This window comes from Oceanobacillus timonensis, assembly GCF_900166635.1.
GTDB classification, from domain to species: domain Bacteria; phylum Bacillota; class Bacilli; order Bacillales; family Amphibacillaceae; genus Oceanobacillus; species Oceanobacillus timonensis.
This window is the reverse complement of record NZ_LT800497.1, coordinates 240,399-262,034: the sequence shown is the minus strand read 5'-3', so window position 1 is coordinate 262,034 and position 21,636 is coordinate 240,399. Positions and strand designations below refer to the sequence as shown.

Genomic DNA, 21,636 nt, shown 5'->3' with positions numbered 1-21,636 from the left:
TTATTGGATAAAAAGGAGGATTAACCACCATGGATTTGACAATGATTCAAATCATACTAATTATTATTGTGGCATTTATCGCTGGTATTGAAGGAATCCTGGATGAATTCCAGTTGCACCAGCCGCTTGTTGCTTGTACGCTAATCGGTTTGGTTACCGGCGAAGTAACCGCTTGCGTTATCCTGGGCGGCAGTTTGCAGTTTATTGCATTAGGCTGGGCAAATATTGGAGCTGCTGTAGCACCGGATGCAGCCTTAGCCTCCGTTGCATCTGCTATTATCCTCGTTTTAGGAGGACAGGGAACATCGGGTGTAAACTCTGCTATCGCAATTGCGATTCCACTAGCTGTTGCAGGTCTGTTATTGACTATCATCGTGCGGACCCTCGCAACCGGGATAGTCCATTTAATGGACGCGGCAGCGAAGGACGGTAACTTTAGGAAAATTGAAATGTGGCATGTAGTTGCCATCTGCATGCAAGGTTTACGTATTGCGATTCCAGCTGCGTTGATTGTAGCTATTGGTGCAGCTCCAGTTAGAGATATGCTCCAAGCGATGCCTGACTGGTTAACAGATGGTTTGGCAGTCGGCGGCGGAATGGTCGTAGCTGTTGGTTATGCAATGGTTATCAATATGATGGCTACCAAAGAAGTATGGCCTTTCTTTGCTATTGGTTTCGTACTGGCAACAATTCCAGATATTACGCTTGTCGGTTTTGGAGGTATTGGTGTAGCACTTGCCCTTATTTATATAGCACTGACAAAACAAGGCGGTTCTGGTGGCGGTGGCGGAAACACTGGTGACCCGCTGGGCGATATTATAGACGATTATTAAAAAGAAGGAGGATTTGAAGATGGCACAAGAAGAAATCAAATTATCCAGAAGAGACCGCATTGCTATTTGGTGGCGCTCCACATTCCTTCAAGGTTCTTGGAACTATGAACGGATGCAAAACGGCGGCTGGGCATTTTCCATGATTCCCGCAATCAAAAGATTGTATAAAACAAAAGAAGACCGTTCTGCTGCATTGCAGCGTCACTTAGAATTTTTTAATACACACCCCTATGTTGCTTCTCCGATTATTGGGGTCACGTTAGCGCTGGAAGAAGAGCGCGCAAATGGTGCACCTGTTGAAAACAAGGCAATTCAAGGTGTAAAAGTCGGCATGATGGGTCCTTTAGCCGGTATTGGAGATCCAATTTTCTGGTTTACCCTCCGGCCGATTCTCGGTTCCTTAGGGGCTTCTCTCGCAGTATCCGGAAATATCCTTGGACCTATCCTCTTCTTCGTTTTATGGAATGTGGTCCGGATGGGATTCTTATGGTATTCACAGGAACTTGGTTACAGAGCAGGAGAAAAAATCACTGATGACCTATCAGGCGGATTGCTTCAGGATATTACGAAAGGCGCTTCCATCCTGGGTATGTTCATCCTCGGTGCCTTGGTAAACCGCTGGGTCGATGTAAGCTTTACGCCAACCGTATCGGAAGTCCAGCTTGGTGACGGCGCTTATATTGATTGGGATAACTTACCATCCGGGGCAGAAGGAATTCAGTCGGCATTGCTGCAACAAGATGAGGGCCGGGCATTAACCCAAACAGAGGTTACAACCTTACAAGACAACTTAGACAGTTTAATTCCCGGCCTGGCAGGTTTGTTGCTGACGCTTCTCTGTATGTGGCTGCTCCGAAAGAGAGTGTCACCAATTACCATGATTCTTGGGCTGTTCGTCGTTGGTATTGTATTCCACGTGCTTCATCTGATGTAATCATGCGTCTAACTTGTATATGACGAGGAAAAGACCACCAGTGCTGTCTGGTGGTCTTTTAAGGGTGCGATACAATCATTTCCGCATTCCCTTGCAGTGAAAATTGCTTTATCGTGTTTGGAATAATAAAATGTGTTCCTTTTTCAATGGAGAATCTTTGATTACCTGTCTGAATTACCGCCTTCCCTTTTATCACACTCACCTGCAGAAAATCATTTTTTCGTTCCAGTACGGCGTCCCCTTTCAGGTCCCAATGATAAACTGTAAAATAACTTTCCTCGACCAGTTTGCGAGCCGTCAAGTCTTCTATTGTTTCTTGAATGCTTTCCGTTTTTGGATCTTCATGAGGTATATTTGTTACTTCAGCAGCCTGCTCCAAGTGTAACGTTCTCGCATTTCCCTGCTCATCCGTCCGTTCATAATCATAAACACGGTACGTAATATCTGAACTCTGCTGTGTCTCTAAAATCATGATCCCTGCTCCAATGGCGTGAATGGTTCCGCTGGGTACATAAACAAAATCTCCTGCTGTGACGGGAACACGTTTTAATAATGTATCCCATTCACCATTTGCCATGGCTTGTTTTAATTCTTCACGCGTCTTGGCGTGATGGCCTAAAACTAATTCCGCACCTGGTTCCGCATCCAGCACATACCAGCATTCTGTCTTTCCATAAGGAACGCCCTCCTTTTCCAGTGCATACGTATCATCTGGATGCACCTGCACGGAGAGATTCTGATTTGCGTCCAGTATTTTTACAAGAAGCGGGTACGTTTCGCCTGCAGCTTCTGCCCGATTAAATAAAATTTCATGGTCTTCCCACGCTTCTTGAAGTGTATGCCCTTCCAAAGGCCCATTTTTGATTCTGCTTGGTCCATTGGGATGCGCAGAGATTACCCACGCCTCTCCTGTATGCTCATAAGGTGTCGAGTAACCAAATTCTGTATGCAGCTTATTTCCTCCCCAAATCCGTTCCTGCAATACCGGTTCTAAAAAAATAGGCTCGTTATACATACCAATCCTCCTCAGAATATTTTCTCTCTTACAATAACTTTACTACAAGTGAGGGGTGTAACCAAAGGAGAACCCTTCCTGTTATCTAAACTTCTTTGTCATTCTTACAAACACATGATATTTCACCACCATGCCATGCCCATTGTAAAAATGGGCTGTCTCTTTATTGGACAGCCCAATTTCGCCAATTAAATAATTGAATCTATTAACCCATATTCTTTTGCTTCTTCCGCACTTAAAAAATAATCACGCTCTGTATCCGCCGCTACCTTCTCAACAGGCTGACCGGAATGCTCCGCAATAATCTGATTAAGTTTTTCCCGGAGCTTGATAATTCGCTTTGCTGAAATATCAATTTCTGTTGCTTGTCCGCGTGCTCCTCCTAGCGGCTGATGCAGCATGATTTCACTATTAGGAAGGGCAAAACGCTTCCCTTTCGTTCCAGACAACAGCAGCAATGCTCCCATGGAAGCGGCTAAACCTGTGCATATAGTACGAACATCCGGCTTAATAAATTGCATCGTGTCAAAAATAGCAAAACCTGCGGAAGTCGATCCTCCAGGGCTATTGACATAAATTGAAATGTCCTTTTCTGCATCCTCCGCAGCTAAAAATAACAGTTGCGCAACTATGCTGTTAGCCATCTGGTCATTTACTTCATCACTGACCATAATAATTCGATCCTTTAACAATCGTGAAAAAATATCGTAAGACCGCTCTCCACGGTTGGATTGTTCAATCACATAAGGTACCGTATTCATATTCATCCTCCTTGTAACACGCATAAATTACGACAGTCTATGCTGCCATCGAGAAAGCGTAAGAAGAAGGACGATGTGTCTGATAACGTAATAGCAGTATCGGATAATTTGTCATAAATATAGCAGGAATGAACGGATCATTTGCTTTAATTGCATGAACAACCACTTGAACAAACCTTTCCTCCGTATTTTCAGAAAGGTTGTCACCAGCAGCTTCTGAAACTTCTTCCTCATTTATATTCTGTATATGTTTTCTCGCTCTGTTTAGCATCGCTTTCACTGCTGTCTCAGACATTTCACAGTTCTCTGCAATCTCATTAATCCGATATGCGAATACATCCTTCATCAGAAATACCAGCAGTTGTTTGACCGTCATGAAAGAAAGCAACCTCATCACCAGTGCTTCTATTTCTTCATAATTACTTTTCGGCTCCAGTTTCTCTTCCAAAAAATGTTCTGATTCATTTAATTTGCTTCGATTTTTATCTATCCACACATGATAAGCTATTTTTTTCAGTAACGTTACATTCCAAGAATCCGGATTTCCATAGCTTATCAGTGCTTTCTTCACGGTTTCCTGTACTAATTCTTCTCCATCCCATTTATTTGGAGACAAGAAAAAACAATAATAAGAAAGTCGGCGGTACATGGTGTGAAAGCTAATATCTTCTTCATTTCTATTTATGCCAGGCCTGGCGCACATGTCACTCACTCCTTTTACGCTTCTCTATAACAGAAACGATTCTATCGTACAAAAAGATATGGGGTGATACATTTTTCTATATTCTTCTAATCAAGCTTTATTTCCTATACTATCGCTTTAATATGATAATTCCTATTAAAAAACCCTTTGACATTCTAATCACATTGATGTAAATTACTAATAAACGAACAATTAAATGAAACGAACAAAAAACGTTCGCATTTTGATTATCCATATAAATTTGGAAATAGGGTCCAAAAGTTTCTACCAAACTACCGTAAATGGTTTGACTATGGAAAATCACAATCGATCAATCAGATTAAGATGTTATCTTTTTCCACTTACAGGTATATGTTGCTGTGATGAGATTGAATTCTTTTCATCTCTCTTTCAGTGTACGTTAACGCACCCTTTGCTTAGATAAGTAAAGAAAAGCTGTCATATCACGTGTACCAGCCTAACCTGTATATGCTGTTGGTCTTTTTTGTGTTTTTCATATATCAAGCCGAAAACGCTAGTAATAGAAACATACTAGCGTTTTTTATTTTCAGGCAAGATATTTAAGGAGGAAAAACACAACATGGAAAAAGCACAGCAAAAAACCACGATTATGGGACATTTGAAAGAAAACTGGCGACTATATACGATTGCATTTGGAATTGTTCTTATCGCCGAGCTTATTGGAACCATCGAATTCAGTGTCGGTTCTGCTTTGATTGTGCTTTATCCGATGCTATTTGCTATTATCATCAGTATTATATTCGGAAAAGATGTACTCCGGTTCCTTAAAAAGAAAGAAACGAAAAAGGCTTCCCAGCTTGTTTTGGTTGCTATTTCTCCATTCATGGCAAAAATCGGTGTCATGGCAGGATCGAATCTTCCTGAACTTGTCAATGTTGGTCCGGCTCTCGTTTTTCAGGAGTTCGGAACGATTGGAACAATGTTATTTGCGCTCCCCATCGCTTTATTTCTGGGGTTAAAAAGAGAAGCCATCGGCGCAACCAGTTCTACCAACCGTGATAAAGATTATGGACTCATTTGCAGTAAGTACGGAGCAAACTCCGCGGAAGCACGGGGCTCCCTTTCGATATATATTATCGGTTTTCTCATTGGAACAACGTATCTCGGTTTATTAGCAAGTATTGTTGCATCTTTTGACTTTTTCCATCCACTGGCGCTGGCCATGGCAAGCGGTGTCGGCAGCGGCGTGATGATGGCAGCAGCTTCCAGTACCCTGGCAACCATTTATCCAGCTTACGCAGACCAAATCGTCATGCTGGCCGGAATGAGTGATATGTTATCGGCAATCACCGGAATTTACTTTACGCTGTTTATTTCGTTGCCACTAGTCAATAAATTGTATGCCTGGTTAGAGCCGAGAATGAGACGTCAAAGGAAATATAAAAATGCACCAGCAGCAGAAAGCAGGGTCTCACAATGAATATGAGCATGAAAGATTGGACCATTTCGCTTTTATTTACATCTGTCCTGACAACGATTATTGCAAACTTTTTTCAAAATGATGTTTCGATTTTAGAATCAATCCCTGGTGTATTAATTTTATCCAGCATTGCATTTATCGGTATATTTATCGCGAAACTGGTTCCGTTAAAAATACCCGCAGTAGTGTATGTTGCCTTGACCGGTTTGCTATTAGCCATTCCGATTTCACCGATTTCAGAACCAATTATTTACTGGACCTCACTGATTTCCTTTACAGCGCCAATTACTATCGTTGGTACGCTGGCAGGAATCGGACTTGATTTTAAAGCCTTTATGAGCCAAAGTTGGAAAATGGTGATTATCGCCATATTTGTATTTACTGGAACCTTCCTGCTGCAAGCAGTCTTTGCGCAAGCATTTTTAACCGTAACAAACGCTTTTTAAACGGAACAGGCCAAGTTGCCTGGATACTATAATGGAAATAAACGAACTTTTGAAAAGACTGATCACACAGTCTTTTTCAATGTGGTTTCAAAGGAGAATGAAAATGAATGCAGATTTACTGATAAAGCATTGTTCGATATTAACCCCTGCGTTTGAAATCAAACATGGGCAAAATATCGTTATCCAAGATCAAAAAATCATAGCGATGGAAGAAGATAACGCCACGCAAATATATCAAGCGAAAGAAATTTTAGATGGAAAAGGTAAACTTGTCATGCCCGGCCTTATTGATGCACATACCCATACGAATCAACAACTTTTGCGCGGACGAATTTCTGATGAATATCCGATGATCTGGACACGGATTATGGTTCCATTTGAAAGTAATCTGCGAGAAGAAGATGTAGCCATCAGCGCAGAATTAAGCTGCCTGGAAATGTTGAAGTCCGGAACAACCGGTTTTATTGATGCAGGCGGGAGTTATATGCATAAGGTTGCGGAAGCGGTAGCGTCTTCCGGGTTACGCGGTGTACTGTCTTGTTCTACAATGGATACTGGTGCAGCTATCCCCGAATCCATGAAAACAACTATGGAAGATAATATTCAAAAAAGCAAAAATCTGTTTGATACCTATCACGGCAAGGCGGACGGACGTATCCACGTCTGGTATTCCTTACGTTCGCTTATTACATGTACACCTGAATTGATTCAGAAAGTTTATGAATTGGCAAAGGCAGACGGAACAGGCATGCAGACACATATGAATGAATATCCGAATGAAATCAGCTACTGCCTGGAAAATTTCCAAATGCGTCCATATGAACTTTTAGAATCCTTAGGCGTACTGGATGAAAATTTCTTAGGTGCTCACAGTATTCTCCTATCCGAACATGAAATGGAGCTTATCCAACAATATAATAGTAAGGTTGTTCATTGCCCGATCAGTAATGCTGGAAAAGGGTTTACCAAATCTCCCGGTCTGATGCAAAAAGGCGTCGATATCGGTTTAGGGACAGATGGTGCCGCGCATTCCGGTTTGAGCTTATTCGATCAAATGAAAGTTTTCAAATCGTTGATGCGTGCTTTCTGGGGCGTTCCTATCTTTGATCCGGTCGTCATGCCGTCCAAGAATATTTTGGATATGGCGACACTTGGCGGTGCAAAAGCTATGTTACAGGATGATCAGTTTGGCACCATAGAGGTTGATAAAAAAGCGGATATGATTTTAATCGATATGGATCAGCCGCATATTGCACCGACACATCAGCTGACAAATACATTAATTGAATCTGCGAATAGCAAGGATGTGGCAGATGTGATTGTGAATGGAAAAATATTAATGAAAAACAGAGAAGTGCTGACACTGGACGAAGAACGCATTCAATATGAAAGTAAAAAGGCTATGGACGACTTGATTATTCGTGCTAAAATTTAATTATCATTTTTAAAACGGGCAGAGCGGTTTAACGCCATGTTAAAGCGCTCTTCTCCTTGTTTAAACAGTTTTATGAACTTCCAAGTTTTAAGAGAGTTGAGGTCGCTTCGATGTTAACGTTTTTTATTGTATTTATAGCAAATTTAATTATTGGGATATTAGTGGGATTATCCGGTGTCTCCGGCTTCCTGCTGCCGATTATTTATGTCGGCTTTCTGGGATTACCTGTCTATGACTCCTTGGCACTCAGCTTTCTGGCATTTCTGGTTGCAGGTGTTATCGGTGCCTATTCGTACTGGAAACTGAAATATATGGATTTCAAATTAGCCCTTTATTTAAGCATCGGCAGTCTGCCCGGAGCCTTTCTCGGTGTGCAAGTTAACGTACTGATTTCCGAAACCCTGGCGAAGTTGCTGCTTTACTTATTTGTCCTGTTTGCCGGACTTTCGATTATACTTAAGAAAAACAATGCAGAACCCGACAGTGAGGATGAAAATAGTAAATCGTTTATGTTAAAACAACCCGTATGGATTATCTTGCTGGGTGTGCTGACCGCAGTGATTTGCGCTTTAACAGGTGCAGGCGGTCCGATTTTAGTTGTACCATTGCTGGCAAGCTTAGGTGTCAATATCCGCACTGCCGTCGGTGTCGGGCTATTAAACTCTGTTATTATTGCCCTGCCGTCTATTTTTGGGTATTTCTCATATGCAAGCATTGATAATATGCAGAGCTTTATTTTGTTTAGTTTAGTTGGGACAACGATTGGGATTGTAGCTGGGTCCCGGATTGCTAACAGGGTGCCGGTGGAACAATTGAAAATTTTCATTGCGGTTATTACGATTATTTCTTCTGTTTATATGCTTGGCAGTTTGGTGTTGGAGCATTAAAAAAGCGCACCTTCCGGATTCCGGAGGTTGCGCTTTTTTACTTTATCGATCAAAGGTTACTTTTTCTTCTGTATCATTCAACAAAATTGACGCCTCACTCGGCTTCGTATGAGCGATCATTTCTCCATTTCTGAAGGAGTGTGTCACCACAGCCTGCTTACGAATCACATCGTATTCATTATCTGCGGATAAAACAATGAAATTCGCCGGTTTCCCTGCTTCAATGCCATATTGTTCTTCAATATGCAGTGTCTTAGCACTGTTTTTGGTAACCAGGTCAATCGAATTGACGATTTGCTCATAACCCATTAATTGCGACGCATGAATCCCCATATGCAATACTTGTAACATATTACCGGTTCCCAGCGGATACCAAGGATCAAAAATATCATCATGGCCAAAGCAAATATTCATTCCTGCTTCTTGTATTTCTTTTACCCGCGTTAAGCCACGGCGTTTTGGATACGTATCGAAACGGCCTTGGAGATGAATATTGACAAGCGGATTAGATACAAAGTTGATCTGAGACATCTTCAGCAGACGGAAGAGTTTTGATGTATACGCATCGTTATATGATCCCATCGCCGTCGTGTGACTTGCCGTTGTACGTTCTCCCCAACCGCGCTCATAAGCCTCTTTTGCGACCACTTCTACAAATCGGGATTGTTCATCATCGATTTCATCACAATGAATGTCTACTAATTTATCATATTTCTCCGCAAGATCAAACGCCACGCGCATCGAATCGACACCGTATTCTCTCGTAAATTCAAAATGCGGGATGCCGCCAACCACGTCTGCTCCCAATTGCAAAGCTTCTTCCAAAAGCTCTTTTCCATTTGGATAGGAGTGAATCCCCTCTTGCGGAAAAGCAACCAGCTGGATATCTATATAAGGAGCCATTTCCTGCTTCACTTCCAACATGGCTTTTAAAGCAGTAAGCTCTGGATCTGTCACGTCCACATGTGTACGAACATACTGAATTCCCTGGGCAATTTGCCATTTCAATGCCGTTTTTGATCGCTTTTTCACATCTTCTATCGTTAGTGATTCTTTGCGTTCAGACCAGCGCTGAATGCCCTCAAATAATGTTCCGCTCTGATTCCAAGCAGGCTCCCCCGCTGTTAACGTCGTATCTAAATGGATATGCGGTTCAATAAAAGGCGGAAGAACCAGTGAACCATTTACATCGACAATCTCTTTATCCTCAGACTGCGGTAATTCCTCTGTTATCTCGCTAAATTTACCATCCTCTATAACAATATGCCAAATTCCTTCTTTGCCTCTCAGCTTTGCATTTTTAATAATCATTGACTACCTAACCCTTTCTTCTAATGGTGCGATGACTGTTTCTTCTTGCGGCAACAACTTCATTCCAATCACATAAATAACAGATGTTCCTATTAATGCATTTATCGGCGGGATACCTGGCACAAAGTTAGCAATCGCCACGCCTCCTGCCCAGGCCACAATTGCCACCCAATTGACAGATTGAAACGTCATGGTTTCAAAAGGCGCATATTTTCTGCGGCGGACCAGAAAATAATCTGCTAATATAATCGCGCCGATGGATGGTAATGCCGATCCCAGCACATTTAAGAATCCGACAAAATTATTGTATAGCCACATTGCTGCAATTGTCCCGATAATTCCATTGAACACAACGATTTTCTTTTTAGGCAACTTCGTAATATTAGCAAATCCTAACCCCGAAGCATATAAAGCACTATCATTGGTTGTCCAAATGTTTAAACCTAACACTATAATAGCAGGAATCATCAATCCCTGTAAAAACATCACATCTGAAATATCCGCGATACCAAAAGCCATCGCGCCGATTGCGCCGAATAAAAACATTAATGAATTCCCCAGGAAAAAAGCAATAATATTTGCCGCCACGGCTGATTTTGCTGACTTAGCAAAGCGCGCAAAATCCGGAGTAAGCGTTCCTGCACTGATAAAGGAACCTACGCAAATGGTTAAGGCCAACCCTATACTGATTGCCTGCGCCGGCTCATAAGCAAATAACCCCTGCATTCCTCCAATTTCATGCGCTGAATCAACCATGGAATAACTACCAAAGATAGCAATCGCCGGTACAGCCACAAATCCTAATATAGTTAAAGTTTTCATTCCAAAAATCGCCGAAACTGTCATTAATAGCCCCAGAATACCGATAAGCAGATACACATTCCACCCTGTCGCTGTAGCAACTGGAATAGCAAACATCGCTAGTCCCACACCAAACCAGCACACTTGTGTAGAAGCGAGTAAAAAGGATGTTAAATAAGAACCCTTCTCCCCAAATGCGTAACGTGCTAATAAATGGGTCGACAACCCTGTCTTGGAAGCTATATAAGCAAGTGACCCCGTGTAAAGGCCAAGAATCAGGTTACCAGCCAGTACCACCCAGATGAAATGGGAAAACGTCAACCCCGTTCCTAATGTTCCTCCCGACATCATACTTGCTGAGAAGAAACTGAGTGAAAGCATTACCGCTAAAATCTTCCAAAACCCATTCCGATGCGTCTGAGGTACTGCTTCTAATGAAAACTCTTTATCTGTTTGTGACATACCAATTCCTCCAATATGTTAAATATAAGAAACTGGTACCGAAAGACTTCGGCAAAAGTCAGGTAGAACCAAGAAAAAAAGCTCCTTGTCCTATTCCTGACAAGAAGCTTTTGTTTATAATGCACACTTGAATACACTTTTCCCAAGTGATAATCATTATGTTCGCGCTGTCCTTGTCAGCCTCTCTGGACTGATTTAAAGGTACCAGTATTTAATTAATATATATTATGACATAAAATTGCTGCGTTGTCATGTTGGAAATATTGGAAGCTAGAAAGAAATTGAAAGATATTCGTTTCTCTATTAAATTACTAACCTACTCTCCTTCTTTCGAATATGCTAAAATAATTAATAAACCAACAATTACGCAAAACTTGATTGGAGTATGACGATGGAGAAAAATTTCGTTTCTGCAAAAGATGTAGCTAAATTAGCAAATGTATCACAATCCACTGTTTCAAGAGTATTCACTCCGGGAGCCAGTGTTTCTGAAAAAGTAAGAAGAAAAGTATTAGAAGTGGCAGAGGAATTAAACTATCAGCCAAATGCACTTGCCAGAGGATTAATTAACAAAAAAACCAATATCGTCGGTCTGGCAATGAAGGACATTCAAAATCCATTTTATCATGAAGTACTTGGTATGTTTTCGATGAAGTTAAGAGAACAGGGATATAATGTATTATTTGTCTATACGAAAAACGAGGAAATCCAACAAGAAGAGATCAACCATTTTCTCGAATACAATGTAGAAGGAATCATTATTACGGATGCCCTCCTTTCCTCCAAAGTGGTATCGAAAATTCATGATAATAATATCCCAATAACCTTATTTAACCGTTACCATAAAGACATTCCGTGCAACTCTGTTTCCAGTGATAATGTCCGTGCTTCCATAGAAATTGCAGCTTATTTCTATGAACAGGGATATCGAGATATTGTCTACATTACAGGTAAAAAAAATACATCGACAAATAAAGATAGGCAAAAAGGATTTACAGAATACTTGAAGGAGAAAAATATAGAAGCGACCATTTTAGAAGGAGACTATACGTATGAAAAGTCATATTACCTTACCAAAGCAATGATTGAAAATGGACACGTTCCTGAAGCTGTGTTTGGCGCAAATGATATTACTGCGATTGGATCATTAGATGCATTACGCGAAAAAAATATATCTGTACCGGATAAAACAGCTGTTGTAGGTTTTGATAATATAAAAATGGCTTCCTGGCCTTCTTACATGTTATCAACTTGGGAACAGCCAATTGAAAAAATGGTGGATGAAGCTATTTATCTACTCTTACACGATCATAAAGTGGATTCACCAAAGGCTGTGAAATTAAAAGGGCAATTTATTCATCGGAATACAACGAAGAAATGAGAAATTTGAATTTCTCCTTGACATTTGTAACCGTTTTCGTTTATCATCTTTTTTAAAGCTATTAAACATAGCTTTTTTATATCAATATTTTGCATACGCATTCAATATGATGCATTTTGCATACGTATGCAATTCATAAGGAGTGGAATAATATGTCAACATACTTAAAAGAAGGAAAGACCCCTTCCGATATTCAAGAAGCAGATACAAAGGTTGCTGATATTGTTCGTTCAACGATTCAAGATATCGAGGACAATGGTGATAAGGCAATTCGTAACCTTTCTGAGAAATTCGATAATTGGAGCCCGGAAAGTTTCCAATTAAGCCAAAAAGAGATTGAGGAAATTTGCGATTCTATACCGGAACAAACGGCGAAAGATATTGCATTTGCTCAGAATAATATACGTCAGTTTGCTGAACACCAAAAGAATTCCCTCAAAGATTTAGAAGTGGAAACAATGCCCGGCGTTATTCTCGGTCATAAAAACATCCCTGTAAATAGTGTAGGCTGCTATATTCCAGGAGGCCGTTATCCGATGGTTGCTTCTGCTCATATGAGTGTGTTAACTGCTAAAGTAGCAGGGGTCCAACGCGTCATCGCTTGCACACCACCAATAAATGGCGAAATTCCGGCAACAACCGTATACGCGATGCATATGGCTGGAGCCGATGAGATTTATATTCTTGGCGGCATCCAAGCAATGGCTGGGATGGCAATCGGAACAGAAAGCATTCAATCTGTCGATATGATTGTCGGACCAGGAAACGCTTTTGTAGCAGAGTCCAAACGTCAATTATACGGACGTGTCGGAATTGATTTGTTTGCCGGACCAACAGAAACACTTGTGGTTGCGGATGAAACAAGTGACCCAGAAATGATTGCCACAGATCTTTTAGGTCAGGGAGAACACGGACCAACATCACCTGGAGCACTCATTACAACTTCCAAAGCGATTGCAGAGAAAACTGTAAAAGAAATTGAGCGTCAACTGACAACCTTGCCTACCGCTGATGTTGCACGTGTTTCCTGGGAGGATTATGGACAAATTATTCTGGCTGAAGACGAACAGGAAGCATTGGCAGAAGCTGATCGCTTAGCTTTCGAACATGTGGAAATCTTAACGAAGAATCCTGATTTCTTCCTGGAAAACATGACGAACTACGGCTGTTTATTCCTTGGACCAGAAACAAATGTTGCTTATGGCGATAAAGTGATTGGAACAAATCATACACTGCCAACAAAAGGAGCCGCAAAATATACTGGCGGACTTTGGGTTGGTAAATTCCTGAAAACAGTAACTTACCAAAAAGTGACTTCTGAAGAGCAGAGCGCTTATCTTGGAGAATACGCTGCACGTCTTTGCCAACTAGAAAATTTTGCAGGACACGCGGAACAAGCATTATTACGCGTTCGTAAATATGGTGAAAAATCATAATGTATTTCTAACTGAATAGGGGGCGGGGGACAATATGATTAGTATGATGGGGTTAGTTGGAGGGTTGATATTATTAACCGTTTTAGTAATGAAGGGGATGAATTTGCTCATTGTTGCTCCAATTTCAGCTCTTTTTGTTGCAATATTAAATGGGTTGCCTTTATTTCCTCAACTTGCTGGTGAAGGACAAGTAGATTTTGTAACAGGGTATATGGACGGTTTCGCTGGATTTATTACTTCCTGGTACCTCATGTTCCTGGCAGGAGCCATTTTCGGAAAAGTAATGGAAGACAGCGGTGCCGCTGAGAGTGTTTCCAACTGGATTGTATCAAAAATAGGCATGAAATATGCGGTTCTTGCAATTGTTCTTGCCTGTGCGGTATTAACCTACGGAGGAGTTAGCTTATTTGTCGTTGCTTTTGCAGTCTATCCAATGGCTGTCAGTTTATTCAAAGAAGCGAATCTGCCCAGAAGATTTATTCCGGCTGCTCTGGCTTTCGGGTCTACTACATTTACAATGACATCTGCCGGATCTCCGGAAATTCAAAACTGGATTCCGATCCCGTTTTTAGGGACCACCCCCTATGCGGGTTGGCAAGTTAGTTTGATAGTCGCTGTTTTCATGTTGATTTTCGGCTATTGGTGGCTGATGAAAATGATTCGAAAAGCTGTTAAAAAAGGAGAAAGCTTCGAGGAAAGAGAAACGGATAACCAGGAAAAAAGAACAAGCTTACCAAATCCATTTTTAAGTCTTGTTCCTTTATTAGCAGTTCTTATCGTATCATTTATTTTCCATGATTCATTAGAACAATCAGCTCTTATCCTGGCTTTACTTAGTGGTATTATCGCTACCTGGTTACTTAATCGAAAATACTTTAAAGATTTTTGGTCAGCAGTAGGTGATGGTACAACTGGAGCATTAGTTGCTATCGGAAATACTTCTGCAGTTGTTGGTTTTGGTGGAGTTGCACAAGCCACTCCAGCTTTTGAATCAGCAGTTAATTTTATGACAGACCTTCCAGGCAATCCATTAATCGGAGGATCTATAGCTGTAATGGTTATTGCCGGCTTGACAGGCTCTTCTTCTGGTGGACAAACGATTGCATTACCTATTTTAGGACCACACTATTTAGATATGGGGGTTGACGCAGAAGCTCTCCACAGATCTGTGGCACTTTCATCAGGAACGCTTGATTCTTTGCCTCATGGTGGATATGCAGTAACAACGATACGTTCCATAGCTAGAGAGACACATAAAAGTGCCTATCCTGCATTTGGCGCAATGACTGTAGTTGTTCCGTTGGTTGGTGTCATTGTGGCTATTATTCTATTTTCACTAGGTTTGGGAAGTTGATCTGCACAAGAATTTATTTTTAAAATATATTTTTATGGAAGGTTATGTGTAGAAACATTATTCTGCATATAACCTTCTATCATTTACCTGTTGCAAATATTACGAACACGATTGAGAAGGACAAGGAGTGATATAATGGAGCGCTTATCTATTATTGGTTGTGGTACAATGGGCCATTCTATCGCCCTGGCAGCTGCTTGGGCAGGAATAGATGTCAAAGTCTCAGGGGCGACAGAAGAAGATATCTCAAAAGCGGATAAAGAATTGATTGAAAAGTTAAATATAATGTTTGACAACGAACTCATTAGCAAAGCAGAAATACAGCAGATAAGTGCGAGAATTACATTGCTCCCATCTTTGGAAGAAACGGCAAAAGAAGCTACGTATATTATCGAAGCAATCCCTGAAAAAATCGAAATGAAACAATCATTATATAAACAATTAGAACAACTAACAGATGAAAATGTCATTATAGCAAGTAATACTTCTGGTTTCATGCCTACTGCATTAGCCAAAGAAACCTCCCATCCGAAACGTTTTATCGTGACACACTTTTGGAACCCGGCACACTTGATTCCTCTTGTTGAAATTGTAAAAGGGGAAAAAACCAATGAAGAAACTGCAGACAGGACGATGCGTCTCATGAAAGTAATGGGGAAAAAAGCCATCTTATTAGAAAAAGAAGTTCCCGGTTTCATTGGAAATCGGTTACAATACGCTTTATTTCGAGAAGCCCAGGCTTTACTGGATGAAAAAATTGTCACAAAAGAAGATATTGATGCAGCGATCACTTACAGCATTGGCCGCAGATTGCCAATTACTGGCCCTCTCATGACGGCTGATTTAGGAGGACTGGATGTTTTCTCTTCTATATCGGATTATTTGTTTAAAGATTTAAGTACTGCCAACCAATCAGGGGCAACATTAACGAATTTAGTAGCAGAAGAAAAACTTGGTTATAAGAATGGAGAAGGCTTTTATCTCTGGGACCAAGAAATTTCTGAACAAATAAATGCCGAACGAGAAAAAACACTCATTCACTTTTTAAAACGTGATCAAGAAAATGGCTTATTCAAAGGAGAATAATATGAACTTTTCAGAATTCAAAAATAAGACCGTCATCGTTACTGGCGGAAGTAAAGGAATTGGAAAAGATATCGCCTTATCTTTTGCGAAATCAGGAGCAAATGTCATTGTTACCGGCCGAAATAAAGAACATTTAAATCATTTTCTTCCTGAATTGGAAGCTTTTAATGGTAATCATAAGACAATAGCAGCAGATGTCAATCATATTCAGAAGATGCGAGAAATAATTGATGAAATTGCAATGGAATATGGAACGATAGATATATTGGTAAATAACGCCGGTGCTAATATTGCAAAACCTGCATTGGAAGTTAGTGAGGAAGATTGGGATACAGTGCTTGACACGAATTTAAAATCCGTTTTTTTCTTATGTCAGGCTGTCGGAAAACATATGATGGAACAAAATAAAAAGGGGCGTATTATTAATATCGCCTCCCAAATGTCTTTTGTTGGTTACTTCAAAAGAGCTGCTTATTGCTCCAGTAAAGGCGGAGTAGTTCAATTAACAAAAGCATTAGCCGTAGAATGGGCTGAAAATGGAATTAATGTAAATGCTGTTGCTCCGACTTTTGTAAAAACAGATTTGACGAAAGAAATGTTTGCAGATGAAGCATTTAAAAAAGATGTGGAAAATCGCATTCTATTAGATAACATGCCAAAACCTGGCGATATCAGCGGTGCAGTGCTATACTTAGCATCTCATTTAGCCAACTTTGTAACTGGTGAAACAATTAAAGTAGATGGTGGATGGACCGCTATATAGAATGAATTGACATGTAATTAAATTAAACGAAAACAACACCGTTACTTACAATTGTATGAAAACAACACCAGATGTAGGGAGAAATTTATCCCCATTCATTTTTTTATTAATACCCTCACAAAATACAGGAACGGGATGTGTAAGATAATATTATCTATTTTCCTTACCCTCCTTTCCTGTAATCATCTTAATAAAATATGTTGTATTCTTTTTATAATGTCTTTATCCACCCTTTCTTCAAATGATTGCCCTTTTCTAACTCCACTACCAAAATGATATTCATTAGCTTGAATCGCACCATGTAGATCTTGTATATTATTGACATTCAACCCACTGCCCGGTAAAATACTCGGACCTTGCCATGTATGCTGTAACTGAACCAACCTGTGCAAAGAATCTGCTCCTTCCACACAACCATTCGTACCTCCGGAAGTTAAGATTCTTTTTATATTCTTCTGATAAGCAACTAACGTCTGATAAGCCTCTGTCAGATCTCGGACCTCATCAAATGCACGATGAAACGTCACATCTAATTTCGGAAATTCCCCAAATAAATCATCGAGAAAAACTGTATCGATGGTTTTCTTTTCTGTTAAAGCCCCGACTACAATCCGATGATGACCTCGTTCACACAACAAGTAAATATCTTTTTTCATAATTTCTTTATCCTCTAAAGTGTATATAAATCCAGCATCATGTGGCCTAATCATGATTTGCACGGGCAGCCTCACACTGTCAAGTACCTGTTGAATCGTTTCATAAGCGGGAGTCAAACCACCCAGCTGGATAGCTGAAACCAATTCTAATCTGGACACACCCAGGTTTTCAGCATCCTTCGCGTCTATTGCATTTTGGACAATACATTCAATCATTTCTAAACTCCTTCCAATGAACAATGCCTTCATGTTCAGCCTCTAACCACGAAACTTCTGCTCCCTTTCTATCACTACCGTATAATGATGTTCTTCATGAATCCGCAAAAGCTTCACTACCTGTACAACATTCGGATATGCCGGCACAGGGTCAGGATATTTTATCCAGTAACACTGTTCTTTTGTAAGATATGCAACACAATTTTTTAGTTTTTCCGTTTCTGCTTCCAACAGTTCCCGCAATTCTATAAGCGTATATTCCCGCTTCATCTTCGGCTTCAAAATAAAGGGCGCTTTCATTGTTTTTTTGCGGTATATATTAGACATCTCTCCATTATATCGCTTCACTTTAGGGCGGCGAAGTTTCATATAAATGCGGGCTACCGGTAAATAATAAGCAGATGTCAGCCGCGTAAGCTTCAGCAATAAATAACAATGATAAATCGATTCTGCAACACTCCACTTATCCGGCACAACCCGTTTATGAATCGATGACTTGAAAATATCTGTATGAAAATAGGTGTCTCGCATTGTATGGAGTTCTTCAAATAGAAGAGAAAGATCGTTCTGCATGATAATCACCTGACTGTTATTATATTTTATACCGAAAAAAACTATTTCTCTAACAATTTTATCATAATCTCTCTTCTCTCCCTCCCAAAATTTCCTCCTCTTCTGTCATGAACGTCACAGCACCCATAACTTCTCCTCGCAGCGCCTATCTACCCTTCCATATAAAAAAGCCAGTCCTTACTGCCATAACAGCAAAAATCAGCTTTCCCACATCGAATCATCTATTTTTTCTATCATACCTGATATACATTTAATATCGCCTTCGTTAAAATATCCACTCCCGTACATAGTGCATCTTTATCAAAGGTCATATTAGGATGATGTAATCCAGGGCCTAAATCACAGCCTAATCCCAGCATTGTTGCTTTTAATTCCGGCTTCTTCACCGTGTAAAAATGAAAGTCATCTCCACCGGGTGTCAGAAGCGATTCTACCACATTCCCCGCGCCCAATACATCTTGCACCGCTGTACGCATAAAGTTTGTCGCTTCCTCATTCGTTTCAGCGGCTGGTACGCCGTGGTAATCAGTCACATCAATATCGACATCATACAGATTTCGGACAGACTCCAAAATAGCATCCACTTTCTTTACCAGGACTTCCATCACTTCATTTGACTGGGCACGTAAATCCAAACTGAAGGATGCATTGCCCGGGATAATATTGGAACTTTTTGCCCCCGCCTGGAACTTCGTCATTTTTGCTGAATGCGGAACTCTTGGGTCCATATGCATTTGGCCCAGCATATTCACGATCTGCATCCCAATTTCAATTGCATTGTCATTTAAATGCGGACGTGCACCGTGTGCATCTTCTCCTTTAATGACTGCTTCATATGTTTTGGTCGCACCGTGCACAATCACAGGAGCCGCTTTCCCTGCAGCTACTTCCTGTTTTGGTCTGAGATGGATTCCGAACAGGTAGTCAACGTCTTCCACAACACCTTCTTCCACCATTTTCAGTGCACCACCGCCTTCTTCCTCTGCCGGCTGATAAATAAACTTGATCGCTACGTTATCTTGCATGTCCGGTATTTGCTGTAATGACCACAGCACACCTAATACCATCGACATATGAGCATCATGCCCACAGGAATGGTTTGGTTGAAATGTGCCATTCACTTCCTGCCATAACGCATCCATATCTGCACGAATACCAATTACCGGTAATCCTTTATCAAAATTTCCAAATTTTCCAACCACACCCGTGTGTTCAGAAAAAGTTATGGTTTCACAGCCCGCTTCTTCTAACCTCGCTTTGATATATGTTGTCGTCTCTATTTCTTCCCAACTGATTTCTGCATGTGTATGTAGATGTTGAAACGTTTCTAACATACTTGTTTGTATGCTTTTTTCCATTTGTTCTCCCCGACCTTTTTCAAAATAAATACCATGTTTTTGATAAAAAACATTCAAAATACCCTAGCAATCTATTTTACTTATTTATTATAATAGTATGTATGGTTTTAAAAATGTCCTTTATTTTCAAGTATTCTTATTATTAACATTGCTTTGAAGTATAAACTCTAATATAATCAATTTCAAGTTTAAGATTTTAAAAGGAGGCATCTTATGTCGCAACAAGAAAAACAAAAAAAGAAAAAGACATTCCAACTTCCTGATGCATATGTTATCTTATTTGCCATTTTGTTACTCGCAGCAATTCTTACATATATCATCCCGGCCGGGAGTTACGAGCGGGAAACAATAGAAGATGGCACGGAAGTCATTGTTCCGGACAGCTATAGTCAAATAGACCAGCAGCCCGTTAATTTTATTGATATGTTCAGTTCCATTCAAGAAGGGTTAATCGGCGGTGCCGGTCTGATTTTTCTTGTATTGACCATCGGCGGAACATTCGCCGCTATTGAAAAAACAGGTGCCATCGATAACTTAATCATGAAAACAATTAAACGAACGCAAAATCGGGAATGGCTTTTAATTTTAATGGTCGCCATTCTCTTTTCTATTTTCGGAGGTCTGGGAATTATCGCAAACTCATCAATTGCTTTTATACCAGTCGGGATTATCTTGGCGAGAGCGATGAAAATGGACGCGATTGTTGGTGTTTCCATTATTTATTTAGGTGCTTATTCTGGCTTTGCAGTCGGATTTTTAGACCCGCAATCAACTGGATTTGCGCAGCAGATTGCCCAGCTCCCTCTATTTTCAGGGCTTTCTTTGCGTCTCGTGCTATATGTCATCGTTGTAGGAGCTACAATCGCCTACATCATTTGGTATGCCAACCGCGTTAAAAAGGACCCGCAGAAAAGTATTTTGCGTGATAATCCATTTCCAAAGTCAGATGATAGATCCATGGATAAGGTGGAAGGCAAATTAACATCGACACATTTAACCATTTTATTCGTGCTTGTAGCTGGCATTGGCTTTTACGTATATGGTGTTTTCCAATTAGGTTGGGACATCAACGAAATGGCTGGTATTTTCGTTGCTTTAGCCGTACTTACGGCCCTTATTTCAAAAATGGGAGCCAACGAAATGGTAGCCGAATTTGTAGACGGGGCAAAAAAAGTATTATACGGCGCGCTCATTATCGGAATGGCCCGTTCGATTGTCGTTATCTTAGAAGATGGAAAAGTACTTGATACCGTCGTGCATGGGATGTCTATCGCTTTAGAGCCTTTTTCCAGCGTTATGGGAGCCATCGCTATGTTTATCGGTAATGGTATTTTCAACCTCATTGTGAGTTCCGGAAGCGGACAAGCTGCGATTGTGATGCCAATTATGACACCACTTGCCGATTTAATGGATATCCCCCGCCAAGTTGCTGTACAAGCTTATACACTTGGGGATGGATTCACAAACATCATCACACCTTTATCCGGTGTGTTAATGGCTAACTTGGCCATCGCCGGTATTCCTTGGACAAAATGGTTAAAATTCGCATTGCCGCTTGTAGGAATCTGGTACGTTATCGGCATTATCTTTATTATGATTACGGTTCTGATTAATTGGGGGCCGATGTGATGGCTAAATAAACAATACTGATACATTCAAATATAATCATCCCTGTCTATGTTTTTAGGCAGGAATGATTTTTTCTATGTGAATCACCGCCATTCATACTTTCTTATTAGAAGCACTATGTTCCGGTACATCACATTTCAATCCGACATCCCTCC

The 21,636-nt window shown here is 40.6% G+C and carries 20 protein-coding genes and 1 riboswitch; of the genes, 12 read left to right on the top strand and 8 right to left on the bottom strand.

The window, feature by feature from the left end; all coding sequences use genetic code 11:
- Positions 1 to 35: 35 nt before the first annotated feature.
- Positions 36 to 833 carry a PTS mannose/fructose/sorbose transporter subunit IIC gene (locus tag B7E05_RS01665; RefSeq protein WP_245833218.1) on the top strand — a complete coding sequence of 266 codons (798 nt, stop codon included), beginning with the start codon at positions 36 to 38 and terminating at the stop codon, positions 831 to 833.
- A 19-nt stretch (positions 834 to 852) separates the two neighbouring features.
- A complete protein-coding gene (locus tag B7E05_RS01660; RefSeq protein WP_080872009.1) occupies positions 853 to 1,767 on the top strand; it encodes a PTS system mannose/fructose/sorbose family transporter subunit IID in 915 nt (304 codons plus the stop codon).
- A 58-nt stretch (positions 1,768 to 1,825) separates the two neighbouring features.
- Here B7E05_RS01660 and manA read toward each other — a convergent pair whose 3' ends face one another.
- The 3 genes from manA to B7E05_RS01645 form a co-directional block, all read right to left on the bottom strand.
- Positions 1,826 to 2,782: a mannose-6-phosphate isomerase, class I gene (gene manA, locus B7E05_RS01655; RefSeq protein WP_080872008.1), complete on the bottom strand. Its 957-nt coding sequence runs from the start codon at positions 2,780 to 2,782 to the stop codon at positions 1,826 to 1,828.
- Between the two features lie 188 nt (positions 2,783 to 2,970).
- Complete coding sequence (gene clpP / locus B7E05_RS01650) at positions 2,971 to 3,543, bottom strand: ATP-dependent Clp endopeptidase proteolytic subunit ClpP (protein WP_080872007.1); 573 nt, start codon at positions 3,541 to 3,543, stop codon at positions 2,971 to 2,973.
- Between the two features lie 37 nt (positions 3,544 to 3,580).
- On the bottom strand, positions 3,581 to 4,246 hold the full coding sequence (locus B7E05_RS01645) for a sigma factor-like helix-turn-helix DNA-binding protein (protein ID WP_080872006.1): 666 nt from the start codon (positions 4,244 to 4,246) through the stop codon (positions 3,581 to 3,583).
- A 211-nt stretch (positions 4,247 to 4,457) separates the two neighbouring features.
- Positions 4,458 to 4,559, top strand: a riboswitch (purine riboswitch).
- 267 nt (positions 4,560 to 4,826) lie between these two features.
- On the opposite strand from B7E05_RS01645, the gene B7E05_RS01640 reads away from it, so the two are divergent.
- The 4 genes from B7E05_RS01640 (at position 4,827) to B7E05_RS01625 (ending at position 8,455) form a co-directional block, all read left to right on the top strand.
- Positions 4,827 to 5,687 carry a DUF3100 domain-containing protein gene (locus B7E05_RS01640; protein WP_080872005.1) on the top strand — a complete coding sequence of 287 codons (861 nt, stop codon included), beginning with the start codon at positions 4,827 to 4,829 and terminating at the stop codon, positions 5,685 to 5,687.
- The gene (locus B7E05_RS01635) at positions 5,684 to 6,133 is read left to right on the top strand and encodes a hypothetical protein (RefSeq protein ID WP_080872004.1); all 450 of its coding nucleotides are present in this window, start codon (positions 5,684 to 5,686) and stop codon (positions 6,131 to 6,133) included. Before B7E05_RS01640 ends, B7E05_RS01635 begins: the two co-directional genes overlap by 4 nt.
- 103 nt (positions 6,134 to 6,236) lie before the next feature.
- On the top strand, positions 6,237 to 7,568 hold the full coding sequence (locus tag B7E05_RS01630) for an amidohydrolase family protein (protein ID WP_245832914.1): 1,332 nt from the start codon (positions 6,237 to 6,239) through the stop codon (positions 7,566 to 7,568).
- A 110-nt stretch (positions 7,569 to 7,678) separates the two neighbouring features.
- The gene (locus B7E05_RS01625; RefSeq protein WP_080872002.1) at positions 7,679 to 8,455 is read left to right on the top strand and encodes a sulfite exporter TauE/SafE family protein; all 777 of its coding nucleotides are present in this window, start codon (positions 7,679 to 7,681) and stop codon (positions 8,453 to 8,455) included.
- A 42-nt stretch (positions 8,456 to 8,497) separates the two neighbouring features.
- Here the strand turns inward: B7E05_RS01625 and B7E05_RS01620 are convergent, their stop codons facing one another.
- Positions 8,498 to 9,766, bottom strand: a complete 1,269-nt coding sequence (locus B7E05_RS01620; RefSeq protein ID WP_080872001.1) for a cytosine deaminase — start codon at positions 9,764 to 9,766, stop codon at positions 8,498 to 8,500.
- Between the two features lie 3 nt (positions 9,767 to 9,769).
- Positions 9,770 to 11,029, bottom strand: a complete 1,260-nt coding sequence (codB, locus tag B7E05_RS01615) for a cytosine permease (RefSeq protein ID WP_080872000.1) — start codon at positions 11,027 to 11,029, stop codon at positions 9,770 to 9,772.
- Positions 11,030 to 11,420: 391 nt separating this feature from the next.
- Between codB and B7E05_RS01610 the strand changes: the two genes are divergently transcribed.
- The 5 genes from B7E05_RS01610 to B7E05_RS01590 all read left to right on the top strand — a co-directional run bounded on the left by B7E05_RS01610 (position 11,421) and on the right by B7E05_RS01590 (position 17,049).
- The gene (locus B7E05_RS01610; protein WP_080871999.1) at positions 11,421 to 12,410 is read left to right on the top strand and encodes a LacI family DNA-binding transcriptional regulator; all 990 of its coding nucleotides are present in this window, start codon (positions 11,421 to 11,423) and stop codon (positions 12,408 to 12,410) included.
- Between the two features lie 152 nt (positions 12,411 to 12,562).
- The gene (gene hisD / locus B7E05_RS01605; protein WP_080871998.1) at positions 12,563 to 13,846 is read left to right on the top strand and encodes a histidinol dehydrogenase; all 1,284 of its coding nucleotides are present in this window, start codon (positions 12,563 to 12,565) and stop codon (positions 13,844 to 13,846) included.
- A gap of 34 nt (positions 13,847 to 13,880) precedes the next feature.
- Positions 13,881 to 15,200, top strand: coding sequence for a GntP family permease (locus B7E05_RS01600; RefSeq protein ID WP_080871997.1), 1,320 nt, complete (start codon positions 13,881 to 13,883; stop codon positions 15,198 to 15,200).
- Positions 15,201 to 15,335: 135 nt separating this feature from the next.
- Entirely contained in the window at positions 15,336 to 16,286 is a 951-nt protein-coding gene (locus tag B7E05_RS01595; RefSeq protein ID WP_080871996.1) for a 3-hydroxyacyl-CoA dehydrogenase family protein, read from the top strand.
- Between the two features lies 1 nt (position 16,287).
- Positions 16,288 to 17,049, top strand: coding sequence for an SDR family NAD(P)-dependent oxidoreductase (locus B7E05_RS01590; protein ID WP_080871995.1), 762 nt, complete (start codon positions 16,288 to 16,290; stop codon positions 17,047 to 17,049).
- Between the two features lie 182 nt (positions 17,050 to 17,231).
- Here B7E05_RS01590 and B7E05_RS01585 read toward each other — a convergent pair whose 3' ends face one another.
- The 3 genes from B7E05_RS01585 to B7E05_RS01575 all read right to left on the bottom strand — a co-directional run bounded on the left by B7E05_RS01585 (position 17,232) and on the right by B7E05_RS01575 (position 19,852).
- A complete protein-coding gene (locus B7E05_RS01585; protein WP_080871994.1) occupies positions 17,232 to 17,921 on the bottom strand; it encodes a copper homeostasis protein CutC in 690 nt (229 codons plus the stop codon).
- A 42-nt stretch (positions 17,922 to 17,963) separates the two neighbouring features.
- The gene (locus B7E05_RS01580) at positions 17,964 to 18,494 is read right to left on the bottom strand and encodes a hypothetical protein (protein ID WP_080871993.1); all 531 of its coding nucleotides are present in this window, start codon (positions 18,492 to 18,494) and stop codon (positions 17,964 to 17,966) included.
- A 233-nt stretch (positions 18,495 to 18,727) separates the two neighbouring features.
- The gene (locus B7E05_RS01575; RefSeq protein ID WP_080876181.1) at positions 18,728 to 19,852 is read right to left on the bottom strand and encodes a M20 peptidase aminoacylase family protein; all 1,125 of its coding nucleotides are present in this window, start codon (positions 19,850 to 19,852) and stop codon (positions 18,728 to 18,730) included.
- A gap of 213 nt (positions 19,853 to 20,065) precedes the next feature.
- On the opposite strand from B7E05_RS01575, the gene B7E05_RS01570 reads away from it, so the two are divergent.
- Positions 20,066 to 21,481 (top strand): YfcC family protein, encoded by a 1,416-nt coding sequence (locus B7E05_RS01570; protein ID WP_080871992.1) that lies wholly within the window; start codon positions 20,066 to 20,068, stop codon positions 21,479 to 21,481.
- The last annotated feature ends 155 nt before the right edge of the window (positions 21,482 to 21,636 follow it).